Raw genomic sequence first — 13,662 nt, forward strand, 5'->3', positions numbered from 1 at the left:
ACGAGGCATCGGGATGGTTCATCTGCTGATCGTCGCCGCAGGCGGAGCGCTCGGCGCCGGACTACGCCATCTGGTGAACCTTGCCGCGCTGCGCTGGTTCGGGCCGGGCTTTCCGCTGGGCACGCTCACCGTCAACATTCTCGGTTGCCTCGCGATGGGCGTCTTCGTCGAGATGCTTGCGCGCCGTTTCGGCGGTTCGGCAGAATTGCGCCTGTTCATCGCCACCGGTTTCCTCGGCGGGTTCACGACGTTCTCGGCATTTTCGCTCGATTTCGCCGTGCTGTACGAGCGTGGAGCTTTGATGCAGGCAGGGTTTTATGTAGCCGCCAGCGTCCTTCTGTCCCTTGCGGTGGTCTTCGGGGGAATGTGGCTCGCAAGAACGCTCGCCTGATGCTATCTGCGCTGCTTGATGAAAGGCAGGCAAATGGCAGGCGTCGAACAGGTCGTGGTGGAAAAGGACGAGGCGGGCATGCGTATCGACCGCTGGTTCAAGGCACATTATCCGGGCCTTGGCTTCGGTCCGCTGCAAAAACTTCTCCGTTCGGGGCAGATTCGCGTCGATGGCGGCCGCGTCAAGTCCGACACGCGCCTTCAGCCCGGCCAGCAGGTTCGCGTGCCGCCGATCGGTGTCGACCGCACGGATTCCGGCCCGGTTACGGCACGCACGATGCGCAATCAGGACGACGGCGACGTGCTCGCGAAGATGACGCTTTACGAGGACAAGAAGGTCATCGTGCTCGACAAACCGGCCGGCCTTGCCGTGCAGGGCGGCTCGGGCATCACGCGCAGCGTCGATTCCATGTTGGAGGCCTTGCGAAACCAGAAGGGTGAAAAGCCGCGCCTCGTCCATCGTCTCGATCGCGACACGTCCGGCGTTTTGGTGGTCGCGCGCACCCGCCTTGCAGCGATGAAACTGGCCGAGGCGTTTCGTCATCGCGAGACCAAGAAAACCTACTGGGCCTTGGTCAAGGGTGTGCCGCCCAAGCGGGAAGATCGTATCTCGACATGGCTGGTCAAGGAGCAGACGCTCGATGGCGACCGCATGCGCGTCGCCGACCACGGCGAAAAGGGCGCGGATCACGCCATTTCTTTCTACCGTATCGTCGAGCAGGCGGCGCAAACGATGTCGTGGCTGGAGATGGAGCCTTATACGGGCCGCACGCACCAGCTTCGCGTTCATGCCGCCCATATCGGCTGCCCGATACTCGGCGACCCGAAATATTTCGAGGCCGACCAGAACTGGGATTTTCCCGGCGGCATGCAAAAGCGGCTGCATCTTCATGCCCGGCGGATCGTCATTCCACATCCCGACGGTGGCAAGATCGATGTAACGGCGCCGCTTTCACCCCATATGAAGCAAAGCTGGAACCTGCTCGGTTTCGAAGAAGAAAGCGCCGAATGAGGTCGATGCATGCGTGACGTTCTCGGAAATCTGGACACGCCGTTCGCGTCGGACGAAAATCCCATGAAGCGCGCGCAAAAACAGATGCGCACGCCTTTGCCGAAGCGCTTCTACAGGCAAGTCGACGTGCGTCGGGACGCGGCAAGCGAAGGCTGGGCCGTGGAACTCGACGGCAAGCCTGTGCGCACGCCGGGCAGGGCGCTTCTCGCGTTGCCGACGGAAGCTGCGGCGCGTCTCGTTGCCGAGGAATTTGACGCGCAGAAGGACGAGATCAATCCGTTCGACATGCCGGTTCTGCGCATCGCCAATACGGCGATCGACGGTGTTTCGACCGATACGCAGGCGGTGCTGGAAGACATCCTGCGTTATTCGTCCACCGATCTCGTCTGCTACCGCGCGGACGGACCCGAAAGCCTCGTCGAGCGCCAGAGCGAGGCGTGGGACGGGGTGATCGACTGGGCAAGGGCGTCACTTGGCGCGCGCTTCGTGCTGGCCGAAGGCGTGATTCACGTCGAGCAGCCGCGCGAGGCGATCGGTGCGGTTGGCATCCATCTGAAGCTGCGCGAGGAGCCGTTCAGGCTTTCCGCTCTTCATGTCATGACGACGCTGACCGGCTCGGCGTTGATCGCACTTGCCATGGATGCGGGCGAACTGACGCCCGAAGAAGGCTGGGCCGCCGCCCATGTCGACGAGGACTGGAATATCGCCCAGTGGGGCGAAGACGCGGAAGCCGCGAAGATGCGCGCGGCGAAAAAACGCGACCTGTTGGCCGCCGCGCGTCTGATCGCCGCTCTCGGTTAAGGTTTAGGCAGCCGGTGGCGCGTCGCAGGCGCGGCGCGTGATCGAGCGGTTCATCGCATCGATCTGACCGACCGCAAGACCCTGTTCACGCGTTTCCTGACCGCGCATATCGGGAATGAACGGCCCGACCCCCATGAAACGTGATTCGGTGCGCGGCGTGCGCTGAACGCCAGTCGACAGCCCGTGACGCGTGGCTAACGCGTTTCGTTCCGCGATGAGCTGCGGGCAGGGCGTATCGTCGTAGCGAATCGAATTGATGACCTCCGCTTCGTGTCCCTCGTCGAGCGTCGTGCAGCCCGAAACGACCGAGAGAAAAAGGACGAGGGAAAGGGTCTTGCGCATTGATCCGCCGGGTCTGAAGAAGTCGGCGGCCATAATGCACGGATTCAAAGTGTGTTCCAGCGGCATTCATCCCGGCATCGCGATTCCGCCCCATTCGATGTTACAAGCGGTCGTGATGCGGATTCGGGGTGTTTCCGTACGAACTGAAATTCTGGAGGGACGCATGTCTTCGATGAAGCTCGCCGCCGCCACAACGGCACTCATTTTCGTTGCCGGTTGCACGACCGATCCATTTACCGGCGAACAGCGCCTTTCGAGCACGGCTGGCGGCGTCGGCATAGGTGCAGGCCTCGGTGCGCTCGCAGGTCTAGCGGTAGGCGGCAGCCCGCGCGCGCAGCGTAACGCAGTGCTGATCGGTGCCGGCGTCGGCGCATTGGCGGGTGGTGCCGTCGGCAATTACATGGACCGGCAGGAAAACGAACTGCGCGAGCAGTTGCAGGGAACAGGCGTTTCTGTGACCCGAAACGGCGACCAGATCATCCTCAACATGCCTTCCAACGTCACCTTTGATACCGATCAGGACCAGGTGCGTTCGGAATTCTACAGCACGCTGAATTCGGTCGGTCTCGTCCTTCGCCGCTTCCCGCAGACGATCGTGGACGTCAACGGCCACACCGATTCGACCGGCAGCCGCCAGCACAATCAGGGCCTGTCGGAGCGCCGGGCGCTTTCGGTCGCCAACTATCTCAACTCGCAGGGCACCGATGGCCGCCGCTTTGCCGTCAACGGTTTCGCAGATACCCAGCCGGTCGCTTCCAACGCGACGCCGGAAGGCCGCCAGCAGAATCGCCGTGTGGAAATCCATCTTTCGCCGATCACCTGATCGGATTTTCGGAACAGAAAAAAGCCCCGGTCAAGCCGGGGCTTTTTTGTTTTGCGGTTTGTGATCGCTCAAAGCGCCTTGGCGATCCTTGCGGCGAGGCGGGCGTTGTTCTCGACCAGCGCGATGTTCGTCTTAAGGCTTGCGCCATCGGTCAGTTCGAGAATGCGGCCAAGCAGATAGGGCGTGACGGCCTTGCCCGAAATACCGTTCGGACCAAGCTCGCTCTGCGCTTTTTCAATGTGGGTGGCCATGATGTCGGCTGCGATTTCTTGATCGCTCGGCACCGGATTGGCGATCAACATGCCGCCGCCCAGCCCGAGTTCCTGCCGGGCGACGTGAAACGCGGCTATGTCGCTCGGTTCATCGAGGCGCAAGGGTGCGGACAGCGTCGACGACGAGGACCAGAAGGCGGGCATCACATCCGTGCGGTATCCGACGACGGGGACACCGCGCGTCTCCAGAACTTCCAGCGTCTTTTCGCCATCGAGGATCGCCTTCGGTCCAGCCGACACGACGATGACCGGCGTGCGCGCCAATTCGTCGAGGTCGGCCGATATGTCGAAACTCGTTTCCGCGCCCTTGTGGACGCCTCCGATACCACCGGTCGCAAAGACCTGGATGCCGGCCAGCGAAGCCGCAATCATGGTTGCGGCGACCGTCGTACCGCCGGTTCTTTTCTGCGAGACGGCGAAGGCAAGGTCCGCGCGCGACAATTTCATGGCGCCCGTCGTTTGCGCCAATGCGTCGCGCTCGGCTTGCGAAAGCCCGATCCGGATTCGCCCGTCCATCACAGCGATTGTGGCCGGCACCGCCTCTTCCTCGCGAATGATCTCTTCCACACGCGCGGCCATTTGCGCATTTTGCGGATAAGGCATGCCATGCGTGATGATGGTGCTTTCGAGCGCGACCACGGGCTTGCCCGCCTCGAGCGCTGCGGCAACCTCGGGTGCGAAATCGATCTGGGACGACATCATGTCATGCTCCGGCTGGTTGGGGGATTTCGGCTAGCCGCCGTTCTAGGTCTTCGTCCGTGAAATCGGCGACGACGTTTTCGCTTTCGACGGTCAGCGACGCCGCGGCGATGCCATGACGCACGGCTTGCGCGAAGTCCAGCCCCTGAATGAGGCGTAACATCGTCACACCCGCGAGCGAATCGCCCGCTCCCGTGACATCGCGGACTTTTGTTGACACGAAGGGCGGCAGCGTCGAAACGCGCCCGCCGTCGATTGCGATAAGCGGTGCGCTTCCCGATGTGACGACTGCGCGTTGCACGCCCATCTTCATCAGCTTTGCAGCGAGTTCTTCGCTGGTGGCGCTCACGTCCGCGTCAGTCAGGGCACGCGCTTCGTTCTGGTTCATGAACAGCGCCGACAAAGTGGACAGGACAGGTTTCAGGCGCACGACTTTCGCGGGCGATATCGCGATTGCGAAAATCTGCTTGTCCGAAACACTTGCAGTTAATCGCTCCAGCGCCGCTTGCGGCAGATTCGCATCCGTCAAAATGCAGTCGGCGTGCGGAACGGCGTCGCGAAACGGATGGCGGCGCAACTGTTTTTCGAACGCGAGTTCGTAAAGGTTCATATCGGCAAAGCCGCAGACGAGTTCGCCGTCCTCACGCAGGATCGCAGTATAACTCGGGGTCTGACGATCGAGGAACGTGGCGGAAAGATCGGATATGCCTGCGTCGGCGATCGCGCCTGCAACCGTCTGCCCGGCCAGATCGCCGCCGCGCACCGACAGCATCGCGCCCGCCGCGCCGAGCCGGCAGGCGTTGCGCAATGCGTTGAACGCGCCGCCGCCGATCTCCTCACGCATCGTCCCGGGATTGGATGCACCTTCGACATAGGCGCCCGTCACGGTCCCGCGCCGGTCTACATGCGCCCCACCCACAGCCAGAATCAGAGGACGTTCATTCAGCGTCATGCGCGCCCGCTCATGCGGTTCGATCCTGGGAGAACGAGCGACATGAAATGACGCACCGGCAAGAACATAGTTCGAACATAAATGCCGAAATGCTTATCTATCAATGATTTAATCCCTCTTGCACAAAGAGAACAAAAAAGGTACAAAAATTCGAGGGACACCGAACTGTCCACTTTCGCTGACCATCATGGGATATGTATCATGGCTCAGAATTCATTGCGGCTTGTAGAGGACAGAACTGTGGACAAGACAAAGGCACTCGACGCTGCGCTTTCGCAGATCGAGCGTGCGTTCGGCAAGGGCTCGATCATGCGGCTCGGCGCGAACGAACAGGTGGTGGAGATCGAGACGGTGCCGACCGGCTCGCTCGGTCTCGATATCGCGCTCGGTGTCGGTGGATTGCCCAAGGGGCGCATCATCGAGATTTACGGCCCGGAAAGCTCGGGCAAGACGACGCTCGCGCTTCACACGGTCGCCGAGGCTCAGAAGAAGGGCGGCATCTGCGCCTTCGTCGATGCTGAACACGCGCTCGATCCGGTCTATGCCCGCAAGCTGGGCGTCGATCTTGAAAACCTTCTGATCTCGCAGCCCGATACGGGCGAACAGGCGCTCGAAATCTGCGACACGCTGGTACGCTCTGGTGCGATCGACGTTCTCGTCATCGATTCGGTGGCGGCTTTGACGCCACGCGCGGAAATCGAGGGCGAGATGGGCGATTCGCTGCCAGGCCTTCAGGCTCGCCTGATGAGCCAAGCGCTGCGCAAGCTGACGGCCTCGATCTCGCGCTCGAACTGCATGGTCATCTTCATCAACCAGATCCGCATGAAGATCGGCGTCATGTTCGGTTCGCCCGAGACGACGACGGGCGGCAACGCGCTCAAGTTCTACGCCTCCGTTCGTCTCGACATCCGCCGGATCGGTTCGGTCAAGGATCGCGACGAAGTCGTCGGCAACCAGACCCGCGTCAAGGTGGTCAAGAACAAGCTGGCTCCGCCCTTCAAGCAGGTCGAATTCGACATCATGTATGGCGAGGGCGTGTCTAAGACCGGCGAACTTGTCGATCTCGGCGTCAAGGCGGGAATCGTCGAAAAGTCCGGTGCATGGTTCTCCTACAATTCGCAGCGCCTCGGGCAGGGGCGCGAGAACGCCAAGCAGTTCCTGCGCGATAACCCGGAAACGATGCGCGAGATCGAATTGGCGCTGCGCCAGAATGCCGGGCTGATCGCGGAGAAGTTTCTCGATGAAGGCAAGCCGGAAGATGGCGACGGCGATTTCGACGATGCCTCCGGCATGTAAAATCTGACTTTCGGTCGGGATAGGAAAGCCGTCGGCTTGAAGCCGGCGGCTTTTTGTTTGATAGGCAATCGTTGCAGGCTGCCGGATTTCTGGACAGTACATGTACCTGACGGTAAAAGGCCATTCCTTCCCGCAAAGCGGGACCCAGCCAGCACGTAAGGGTTCACCAGATGAGTGGCGTCAACGAAATCCGATCGACCTTCCTCGACTACTTCCGGAAGAACGGTCACGAGGCGGTCGCGTCCAGCCCGCTCGTGCCGCGCAACGATCCGACGTTGATGTTCACCAATGCGGGCATGGTGCAGTTCAAGAACGTCTTCACGGGACTTGAAACGCGTTCCTATTCGCGCGCGACGACCGCGCAGAAAGTGGTGCGGGCAGGCGGCAAGCACAACGACCTCGACAATGTCGGTTACACCGCGCGCCATCTCACTTTTTTCGAGATGCTCGGCAATTTCTCGTTCGGGGACTATTTCAAGGAACACGCTATCGAGCTTGCGTGGAACCTCGTCACCAAGGAGTTCGACCTTCCGAAGGACAAGCTTCTCGTCACCGTCTACCACACGGACGACGAGGCGGCGAACCACTGGAAGAAGATCGCGGGTTTCCCGGATGAACGCATCATCCGCATTCCGACCAGCGATAATTTCTGGGCGATGGGGGACACCGGTCCCTGCGGTCCCTGTTCGGAAATCTTCATCGATCGGGGCGAGCATATCTGGGGCGGTCCGCCCGGAAGCCCCGAAGAAGACGGCGACCGGTTTCTGGAATTCTGGAACCTCGTCTTTATGCAGTTCGAGCAGACCCAGCCGGGCGTGCAGGAGCCGCTTCCGCGCCCGTCCATCGATACCGGCATGGGACTGGAGCGGATGGCCTCGATTCTGCAAGGCGTCGAGAGCGTTTTCGAGACAGACCTTTTCCGTCATCTGATCGACGCGACCGCGTCAGCGCTCGGCAGGGCACCGAATTCCGAGACGATCGCGTCGTTTCGCGTCATCGCAGATCATCTGCGTTCGTCCTGCTTCCTGATTGCTGACGGTGTTCTGCCGTCGAACGAGGGGCGGGGTTACGTGCTCCGCCGTATCATGCGTCGTGCGATGCGCCACGGCCAGTTGCTCGGCGCGTCCGACCCGCTGATGCACAAGCTCGTGCCGGCGTTGGTCCGCGAGATGGGACAGGCCTACCCCGAGCTCGGTCGCGCCGAGGCGCTGATCACTGAGACACTGAAACTCGAAGAATCGCGGTTCCGCAGGACGTTGGCGCGTGGACTTGGCTTGCTATCGGACGCGTCCGAAAATCTCGCGCAGGGCGACATGCTTGACGGTGAAACCGCGTTCAAGCTTTACGATACGTTCGGCTTCCCGCTCGATCTGACGCAGGATGCGCTGCGCCAGCGCGGCATTTCCGTCGACCTTTCCGGCTTTACCGATGCGATGGAACGTCAAAAGGCCGAGGCGCGCGCCAACTGGGCCGGCTCGGGCGAGGCGGCGACGGAAACCGTCTGGTTCGGCCTGCGCGACAGGCTGGGTGCGACGGAATTCCTCGGATACGATATGGAAGCCGCCGAAGGCGTCATCGCGGCGCTCGTCATGAACGGTGCGCCCGTCGACAGGGCCGGCGCGGGCGAGGAGGTCGCAATCCTGACGAACCAGACGCCGTTCTATGGCGAGTCGGGCGGTCAGGTTGGCGATACCGGCACGATTTCGGGCGACGGCTTTTCGGTCGATATTACGGATACGCAGAAGAAGGCGGATGGCCTCTTCGTGCATCTGGGCCGTGTTTCGGAAGGGTCGCTGAAGGTCGGTGACGAAGTCGAACTCAAAGTCGATGCGTCGCGTCGCGCCCGCATCCGCCGCAATCACTCGGCCACGCATCTCGTGCATGAGGCGTTGCGCGAAGTGCTCGGCACGCATGTCGCGCAAAAAGGCTCGCTCGTTGCGTCCGAGCGACTGCGCTTCGACTTTTCGCACCAAAAACCTATCGCGTCGGACGAACTTTCGCGTATCGAGGATTTCGCCAACGAAATCATTCTCCAGAATGCGCCTGTGACGACGCGGCTGATGGCGGTCGACGATGCGATTGCGGAAGGCGCGATGGCGCTTTTCGGCGAAAAATACGGCGATGAGGTGCGGGTCGTCTCGATGGGTACCGCGCTGCATGGGGAAAAATCGGGCAGGAGCTACTCGACCGAATTGTGCGGCGGAACGCATGTCGCGGCGACCGGCGATATCGGGCTCGTGCGTCTCGTCAGCGAAAGCGCGGTTGCGTCGGGTGTTCGGCGCATCGAGGCGCTGACGGGCGAAGCCGCCCGCATGCATCTTGACGAACAGGATCGCCGTCTCAAGGCGGCCGCTGCCGCGCTCAAGGTTTCGCCGGCCGATGTTGTTTCGCGTCTGGAAACGGTGCTCGACGAGCGCAAGAAGCTCGAGCGGGAACTCGCTGATGCGAAGAAGAAGCTCGCGCTCGGCGGCGGTGGCGGCAGCGCCGGCTCTCAGGAAGCAGAAAAGATTGGTGATATTGGCTTCCTCGGCCGCGTGATCGAGGGCGTTTCTGCAAGAGACCTGAAACCGCTTGCCGATGAAGGCAAGAATTCGGTCGGTTCTGGTGTCGTCGTCTTCGTTGGAAAGGATGACGGCAAGGCGAGCGTCGTCGTCGGCGTCACCGACGATCTGACCGGCCGCTTCAGCGCTGTCGACCTTGTCAGGGCGGCATCCGCCGCGATTGGCGGCAAGGGCGGCGGCGGTCGTCCCGACATGGCGCAGGCAGGCGGCCCCGATGCCACGAACGCTGACGCGGCTGTCGATGCGGTGCGTCAGGCGCTGACGGCCTGATCACGACTTCCCGAACAAAAAAGCCCCGGTCGAGCCGGGGCTTTTCAGTTTTCAAATTACCGATGATCAGTCGGTCCAAAGCTCGAAGGAGCCGACCGCTGCCGCATCCGCGTTTAGAACGAGGCGGTTGTTTTCATAGGTGAACTGATCGAGCGGGATGATGACGTCACCATCGACATAGCCCGCGTCATCGTTGAAATCGATGACAAGCGCGGTGGGCGTTGCCGGATCGGTGCCGATGACTTCTTCCACGTCGCCGATGTCGGTTCCGGCCGCGTCATAGACGTCCCAGTCCTCGACTTGGTCCACATTCGCGCCAAACTCGGTGACCTGAACGTTGTCATCCTCGATCTCGACCCAGGTTGACTGGGCGAAGGCGGTGCCGGCGAGAAGACCCGACGCAACGATGGCGAGCGAAAGCTTTTTGGCAAACATCATTTGCTCCTTGATTTCAGACACGCCTTAAATGCACCGCAGCGCAAAAGGTTCTCGCTGCCCCGAAATGACCCTGATTACCCCGGGGAACAGGATCATCAGTCGATCCTGGTGGAAAGAACGCTTGGTCGGTTCGCTATCATGTCCCACCACTCTTGCAATGCAGGGAACGCCTCGATCATCGACGAGCCTTCCGGTGCAGCTGCGAAATAGCCGAAGACCGGGGCAAGGTGGAGGTCGGCAAGGGTGATATGTCGCCCCAACAGAAACGGGCTGGCTGAAACGAATTCATCGATGGCTCGCAGGCAAAGCCGCGCCCTTGGCAAAGCCGCCGCTATGCGTGTCTCGTCGGGGTGCTTGCCCTCGCGCGGTTTCGAAACGCGCTCGACATAGATATCCCACACAAGCGTGCGGTAGGCATAGGCGTCGATGATGCCGATAATCTGGTTGAGCCGCGCGCGAGCTTCCGGAGAGGACGGCTGAAGACGTGGCCCCTCGAATGCTTCGTCGATATAGCGTGTGATGGCTCCGGTTTCGTAAAGGCTGAAATCGCCGTGCCGGAAGGCTGGAATTTTTCCGAAAGGTTGCAGATCGCCATACCAGTCCGGCGGTCCGTCCGTGGAAAAGATATCGACATCGACCACATCGTGGTCGACGCCTTTTTCGATCAGAGCCAACCGGCAAATCCGAACGTAGACGCTGTAGTTGGCGCCATAGAGGATCGGCCGGTTGGCTTGTGCCATGTCAGGCAGCCATCGCCTTCTGGAGGTTCTCGTCGATCTTGTCGAGGAAACCGGTGGTGGAGAGCCAGGGCTGGTCAGCGCCGATGAGAAGCGCGAGATCCTTGGTCATGTGACCGGATTCGACGGTCTGGATGCACACACGCTCCAGCGTTTCGGCGAAGTTCTTCAGTTCGGCGTTGTCGTCGAGCTTGGCGCGGTGCGCAAGGCCACGCGTCCAGGCGAAGATCGAGGCGATCGAGTTGGTCGAGGTCTCCTGACCCTTTTCGTGCTGGCGATAGTGGCGCGTCACCGTGCCGTGCGCGGCCTCGGCCTCTACCGTCTTGCCATCCGGCGTCATCAGGACCGAGGTCATCAGGCCGAGCGAGCCGAAGCCCTGTGCCACAGTGTCGGACTGCACGTCGCCGTCATAGTTCTTGCAGGCCCAGACGTAACCGCCGGACCATTTGAGGCTCGCCGCGACCATGTCGTCGATCAGGCGATGTTCGTACCAGATCTTGGCTTCCTTGAACTTGGTCTCGAACTCGGCCTCGTAAACCTCCTGGAAGAGGTCCTTGAAGCGGCCGTCATAGGCCTTAAGGATCGTGTTCTTGGTCGACAGATAGACCGGGTAGCCGCGCAGGAGGCCGTAGTTGAGCGAGGCGCGGGCGAATTCGCGGATCGAATCGTCGAGGTTGTACATCGCCATGGCGACGCCCGAGCCGGGCGCGTCGAACACTTCATGCTCGATCGTCTGGCCGTCCTCGCCGACGAACTTGATCGTCAGCTTGCCGGCGCCGGGGAACTTGAAGTCGGTCGCGCGGTACTGGTCGCCGAAAGCGTGACGGCCGACGATGATCGGCTGCGTCCAGCCCGGCACGAGACGAGGGACGTTCTTCATGATGATCGGCTCGCGGAAGATCGTGCCGCCGAGAATGTTGCGGATCGTGCCGTTGGGCGAGCGCCACATCTTCTTCAGGCCGAATTCCTCGACGCGGGCCTCGTCGGGGGTAATGGTGGCGCACTTCACGCCGACGCCGTATTTCTTGATCGCCTCGGCTGCATCGATCGTGATCTGATCGTCGGTCGCGTCGCGGCTTTCCATGCCGAGGTCGTAATATCTCAGGTCGATATCAAGGTAGGGGTGGATCAGCTTGTCCTTGATGAACTGCCAGATGATGCGGGTCATCTCGTCGCCGTCGAGTTCGACGACCGGATTTGCCACCTTGATCTTCGCCATGAGAAAATGCCTCGCTGCTTGTGGGAAGGGTTCGGCCCAGGGAAAGCGAGCCGAAGTCGCGGCCCCTATAGCATTGTGGGCCAGGAAGGCAAAGGCGATGGCCGGCTGGAAAAAGCGCTGCGCCATTCTCGTTGCAAGCGATAGACGGCTCATGCGAAAAGCACGCATTCGAGACAGGGAAGGACTTGAAGAATGGCCGGAACGGCGCGCGAAAAACGGCTGATCGCGGAAGGGCCTGCGATCATTCTCGTCGAGCCGCAGCTTGGCGAGAATATCGGCATGGTGGCGCGCGCCATGGCTAATTTCGGCTTGTCGGAATTGCGCATCGTCAATCCGCGCGACGGCTGGCCGAACGAGAAGGCGCGTGCGGCGGCCTCGAAGGCCGATCACGTCATCGACAAGGTCGAGGTCTTCGCCTCGCTCGAAGACGCCATTTCGGATCTCAACTACGTTTTCGCCACGACGGCGCGCCAGCGCGACGGGTTCAAGCCGGTGCGCGGACCCGTTTCGGCCGCGCGTGAACTGCGCCGCCGGTTTACAGCGGGCGAGGGCGTCGGCATCTTGTTCGGGCGCGAGCGCTTCGGCCTCAACAACGAGGAAGTCGCGCTGGCGGACGAGATCGTGACCTTTCCGGTCAATCCGGCCTTCGCCTCGCTCAACATCGCGCAGGCGGTTCTGCTGATGTCGTATGAATGGCTGAAGACCGGTACGGAGGAGGGGGAGGAATTGCCGTTCGCAGGACCCGATTTTACGCCTGCGCCCAAATTCATTTTGACCGGACTTTTCGACCACCTTGAAGCTGCGCTGGAAGCGCGAGGCTATTTCCGCCCGCCGCAGAAGAAGGCGAAGATGGTGGACAATCTGCGCGCCGTTTTGACCCGCCCCGGTTTCGATGCGTCCGAACTCAGCCTCCTGCGCGGCGTCGTCAACGCGCTCGATTATTATTCGCCGAAGGAGCCTCGCGGTTCGGGCTATCCCGAGCGCAAGGCGCAAGCCGACCAAGAGACGGTATCACGGCGGGAAGCGGAAGACTGATGGACGCACCTGTACTTGTCTACGATTCGGGTGTCGGCGGGCTGACGGTCCTGCGCGAGGCGCGTGTGCTGATGCCGGGCCGCAGCTTCGTCTACATCGCCGATGACGCAGCTTTCCCGGTCGGCGCGTGGGAAGAGCGGGCACTTGCCGCTCACATCGTCGGGCTTTTCGGCGAATTGATCGAAGCCTACCGTCCCGCCGCTGCCGTGATCGCATGCAATACCGCCTCGACTGCAGTGCTCGCCGATTTGCGGGCAGCCTTTCCGGATACGCCCTTTGTCGGCACAGTTCCCGCCATCAAGCCCGCAGCCGAACGCACGCGCTCCGGTCTGGTATCCGTCCTTGCGACGCCGGGAACCGTCAAGCGTCAGTATACGCGCGATTTGATCGGCGAATGGGCCTCCAGATGCCACGTCCGGCTGGTGGGCAGCGACCGGCTCGCGCCGCTGGCGGAAACCTACATGCGCGATGGCTTCGTCGACGAGGAGGCCGTGCGTGCCGAGATCGCCCCATGCTTCGTCGAGAAGGATGGCCTGCGAACCGATATCGTCGTTCTGGCCTGCACGCACTATCCTTTCCTCGTCAACCGCATGCGCAAGACCGCGCCCTGGCCTGTCGACTGGCTCGACCCGGCAGAAGCCATCGCGCGGCGACTGCTGACCGTCATCGACGGCAAGGCCTCGCCTTCAGGCCTAGGGGATGTGCCGGACTTGGCGATCTTCACATCGGGAAACGCGGATTTCGCCGCCGCGCGGCTGATGCAGGGTTTTGGCCTGCAAACAGCCACGCACCCTTGAAAGCGTACCTTGCCGTTC

14 protein-coding genes are annotated in these 13,662 nt (G+C 61.6%); 8 read left to right on the top strand and 6 right to left on the bottom strand.

Going from position 1 to position 13,662, the window contains the following annotated elements:
• The first annotated feature begins 13 nt into the window (after window positions 1-13).
• From crcB to ACX82Z_RS05740, 3 genes are read left to right on the top strand one after another with little or no spacing between them, the layout of a single operon-like run.
• Window positions 14-391, top strand: a complete 378-nt coding sequence (crcB, locus tag ACX82Z_RS05730) for a fluoride efflux transporter CrcB (RefSeq protein ID WP_459587131.1) — start codon at window positions 14-16, stop codon at window positions 389-391.
• A gap of 33 nt (window positions 392-424) precedes the next feature.
• Window positions 425-1,402, top strand: coding sequence for an RluA family pseudouridine synthase (locus ACX82Z_RS05735; RefSeq protein ID WP_459587133.1), 978 nt, complete (start codon window positions 425-427; stop codon window positions 1,400-1,402).
• Window positions 1,403-1,411: 9 nt separating this feature from the next.
• Window positions 1,412-2,203, top strand: coding sequence for an ATP12 family chaperone protein (locus tag ACX82Z_RS05740; RefSeq protein WP_459587134.1), 792 nt, complete (start codon window positions 1,412-1,414; stop codon window positions 2,201-2,203).
• A 3-nt stretch (window positions 2,204-2,206) separates the two neighbouring features.
• Here ACX82Z_RS05740 and ACX82Z_RS05745 read toward each other — a convergent pair whose 3' ends face one another.
• The gene (locus ACX82Z_RS05745) at window positions 2,207-2,545 is read right to left on the bottom strand and encodes a hypothetical protein (protein WP_459587136.1); all 339 of its coding nucleotides are present in this window, start codon (window positions 2,543-2,545) and stop codon (window positions 2,207-2,209) included.
• 172 nt (window positions 2,546-2,717) lie between these two features.
• Here ACX82Z_RS05745 and ACX82Z_RS05750 point away from each other — a divergent pair, with 172 nt between their 5' ends.
• Complete coding sequence (locus tag ACX82Z_RS05750) at window positions 2,718-3,368, top strand: OmpA family protein (protein ID WP_459911635.1); 651 nt, start codon at window positions 2,718-2,720, stop codon at window positions 3,366-3,368.
• Window positions 3,369-3,436: 68 nt separating this feature from the next.
• Here ACX82Z_RS05750 and ACX82Z_RS05755 read toward each other — a convergent pair whose 3' ends face one another.
• The gene (locus ACX82Z_RS05755; protein ID WP_459587138.1) at window positions 3,437-4,342 is read right to left on the bottom strand and encodes a pseudouridine-5'-phosphate glycosidase; all 906 of its coding nucleotides are present in this window, start codon (window positions 4,340-4,342) and stop codon (window positions 3,437-3,439) included.
• A 1-nt stretch (window position 4,343) separates the two neighbouring features.
• On the bottom strand, window positions 4,344-5,291 hold the full coding sequence (locus tag ACX82Z_RS05760; protein WP_459587140.1) for a carbohydrate kinase family protein: 948 nt from the start codon (window positions 5,289-5,291) through the stop codon (window positions 4,344-4,346).
• Window positions 5,292-5,492: 201 nt separating this feature from the next.
• On the opposite strand from ACX82Z_RS05760, the gene recA reads away from it, so the two are divergent.
• Together recA and alaS are read left to right on the top strand one after the other, a co-directional pair.
• Window positions 5,493-6,587, top strand: coding sequence for a recombinase RecA (gene recA, locus ACX82Z_RS05765; protein ID WP_459587142.1), 1,095 nt, complete (start codon window positions 5,493-5,495; stop codon window positions 6,585-6,587).
• A 170-nt stretch (window positions 6,588-6,757) separates the two neighbouring features.
• Window positions 6,758-9,418 (top strand): alanine--tRNA ligase, encoded by a 2,661-nt coding sequence (alaS, locus tag ACX82Z_RS05770; protein WP_459587144.1) that lies wholly within the window; start codon window positions 6,758-6,760, stop codon window positions 9,416-9,418.
• 66 nt (window positions 9,419-9,484) lie between these two features.
• On the opposite strand, the gene ACX82Z_RS05775 is transcribed toward alaS, so the two are convergent.
• The 3 genes from ACX82Z_RS05775 to ACX82Z_RS05785 all read right to left on the bottom strand — a co-directional run bounded on the left by ACX82Z_RS05775 (window position 9,485) and on the right by ACX82Z_RS05785 (window position 11,812).
• Window positions 9,485-9,853: a PRC-barrel domain-containing protein gene (locus ACX82Z_RS05775; RefSeq protein ID WP_459587145.1), complete on the bottom strand. Its 369-nt coding sequence runs from the start codon at window positions 9,851-9,853 to the stop codon at window positions 9,485-9,487.
• A gap of 98 nt (window positions 9,854-9,951) precedes the next feature.
• Window positions 9,952-10,596 (bottom strand): glutathione S-transferase family protein, encoded by a 645-nt coding sequence (locus tag ACX82Z_RS05780; RefSeq protein WP_459587147.1) that lies wholly within the window; start codon window positions 10,594-10,596, stop codon window positions 9,952-9,954.
• A 1-nt stretch (window position 10,597) separates the two neighbouring features.
• The gene (locus ACX82Z_RS05785) at window positions 10,598-11,812 is read right to left on the bottom strand and encodes an NADP-dependent isocitrate dehydrogenase (RefSeq protein ID WP_459587149.1); all 1,215 of its coding nucleotides are present in this window, start codon (window positions 11,810-11,812) and stop codon (window positions 10,598-10,600) included.
• Between the two features lie 192 nt (window positions 11,813-12,004).
• Between ACX82Z_RS05785 and ACX82Z_RS05790 the strand changes: the two genes are divergently transcribed.
• Together ACX82Z_RS05790 and murI are read left to right on the top strand one after the other, a co-directional pair.
• Window positions 12,005-12,847, top strand: a complete 843-nt coding sequence (locus ACX82Z_RS05790) for an RNA methyltransferase (RefSeq protein WP_459587151.1) — start codon at window positions 12,005-12,007, stop codon at window positions 12,845-12,847.
• Window positions 12,844-13,644 carry a glutamate racemase gene (gene murI / locus ACX82Z_RS05795; RefSeq protein WP_459911637.1) on the top strand — a complete coding sequence of 267 codons (801 nt, stop codon included), beginning with the start codon at window positions 12,844-12,846 and terminating at the stop codon, window positions 13,642-13,644. Before ACX82Z_RS05790 ends, murI begins: the two co-directional genes overlap by 4 nt.
• Window positions 13,645-13,662 lie beyond the last annotated feature (18 nt).

The sequence above is a fragment of the Aliihoeflea sp. PC F10.4 genome, assembly GCF_054612275.1.

Bases quoted from the DNA above. Each gene is read 5' to 3' on its own strand.
- crcB (WP_459587131.1), top strand. From the start codon at position 14: ATGGTTCATCTGCTGATCGTCGCCGCAGGCGGAGCGCTCGGCGCCGGA.
- ACX82Z_RS05735 (WP_459587133.1), top strand. From the start codon at position 425: ATGGCAGGCGTCGAACAGGTCGTGGTGGAAAAGGACGAGGCGGGCATG.
- ACX82Z_RS05740 (WP_459587134.1), top strand. From the start codon at position 1,412: ATGCGTGACGTTCTCGGAAATCTGGACACGCCGTTCGCGTCGGACGAA.
- ACX82Z_RS05745 (WP_459587136.1), bottom strand. From the start codon at position 2,545: ATGCGCAAGACCCTTTCCCTCGTCCTTTTTCTCTCGGTCGTTTCGGGC.
- ACX82Z_RS05750 (WP_459911635.1), top strand. From the start codon at position 2,718: ATGAAGCTCGCCGCCGCCACAACGGCACTCATTTTCGTTGCCGGTTGC.
- ACX82Z_RS05755 (WP_459587138.1), bottom strand. From the start codon at position 4,342: ATGATGTCGTCCCAGATCGATTTCGCACCCGAGGTTGCCGCAGCGCTC.
- ACX82Z_RS05760 (WP_459587140.1), bottom strand. From the start codon at position 5,291: ATGACGCTGAATGAACGTCCTCTGATTCTGGCTGTGGGTGGGGCGCAT.
- recA (WP_459587142.1), top strand. From the start codon at position 5,493: ATGGCTCAGAATTCATTGCGGCTTGTAGAGGACAGAACTGTGGACAAG.
- alaS (WP_459587144.1), top strand. From the start codon at position 6,758: ATGAGTGGCGTCAACGAAATCCGATCGACCTTCCTCGACTACTTCCGG.
- ACX82Z_RS05775 (WP_459587145.1), bottom strand. From the start codon at position 9,853: ATGTTTGCCAAAAAGCTTTCGCTCGCCATCGTTGCGTCGGGTCTTCTC.
- ACX82Z_RS05780 (WP_459587147.1), bottom strand. From the start codon at position 10,596: ATGGCACAAGCCAACCGGCCGATCCTCTATGGCGCCAACTACAGCGTC.
- ACX82Z_RS05785 (WP_459587149.1), bottom strand. From the start codon at position 11,812: ATGGCGAAGATCAAGGTGGCAAATCCGGTCGTCGAACTCGACGGCGAC.
- ACX82Z_RS05790 (WP_459587151.1), top strand. From the start codon at position 12,005: ATGGCCGGAACGGCGCGCGAAAAACGGCTGATCGCGGAAGGGCCTGCG.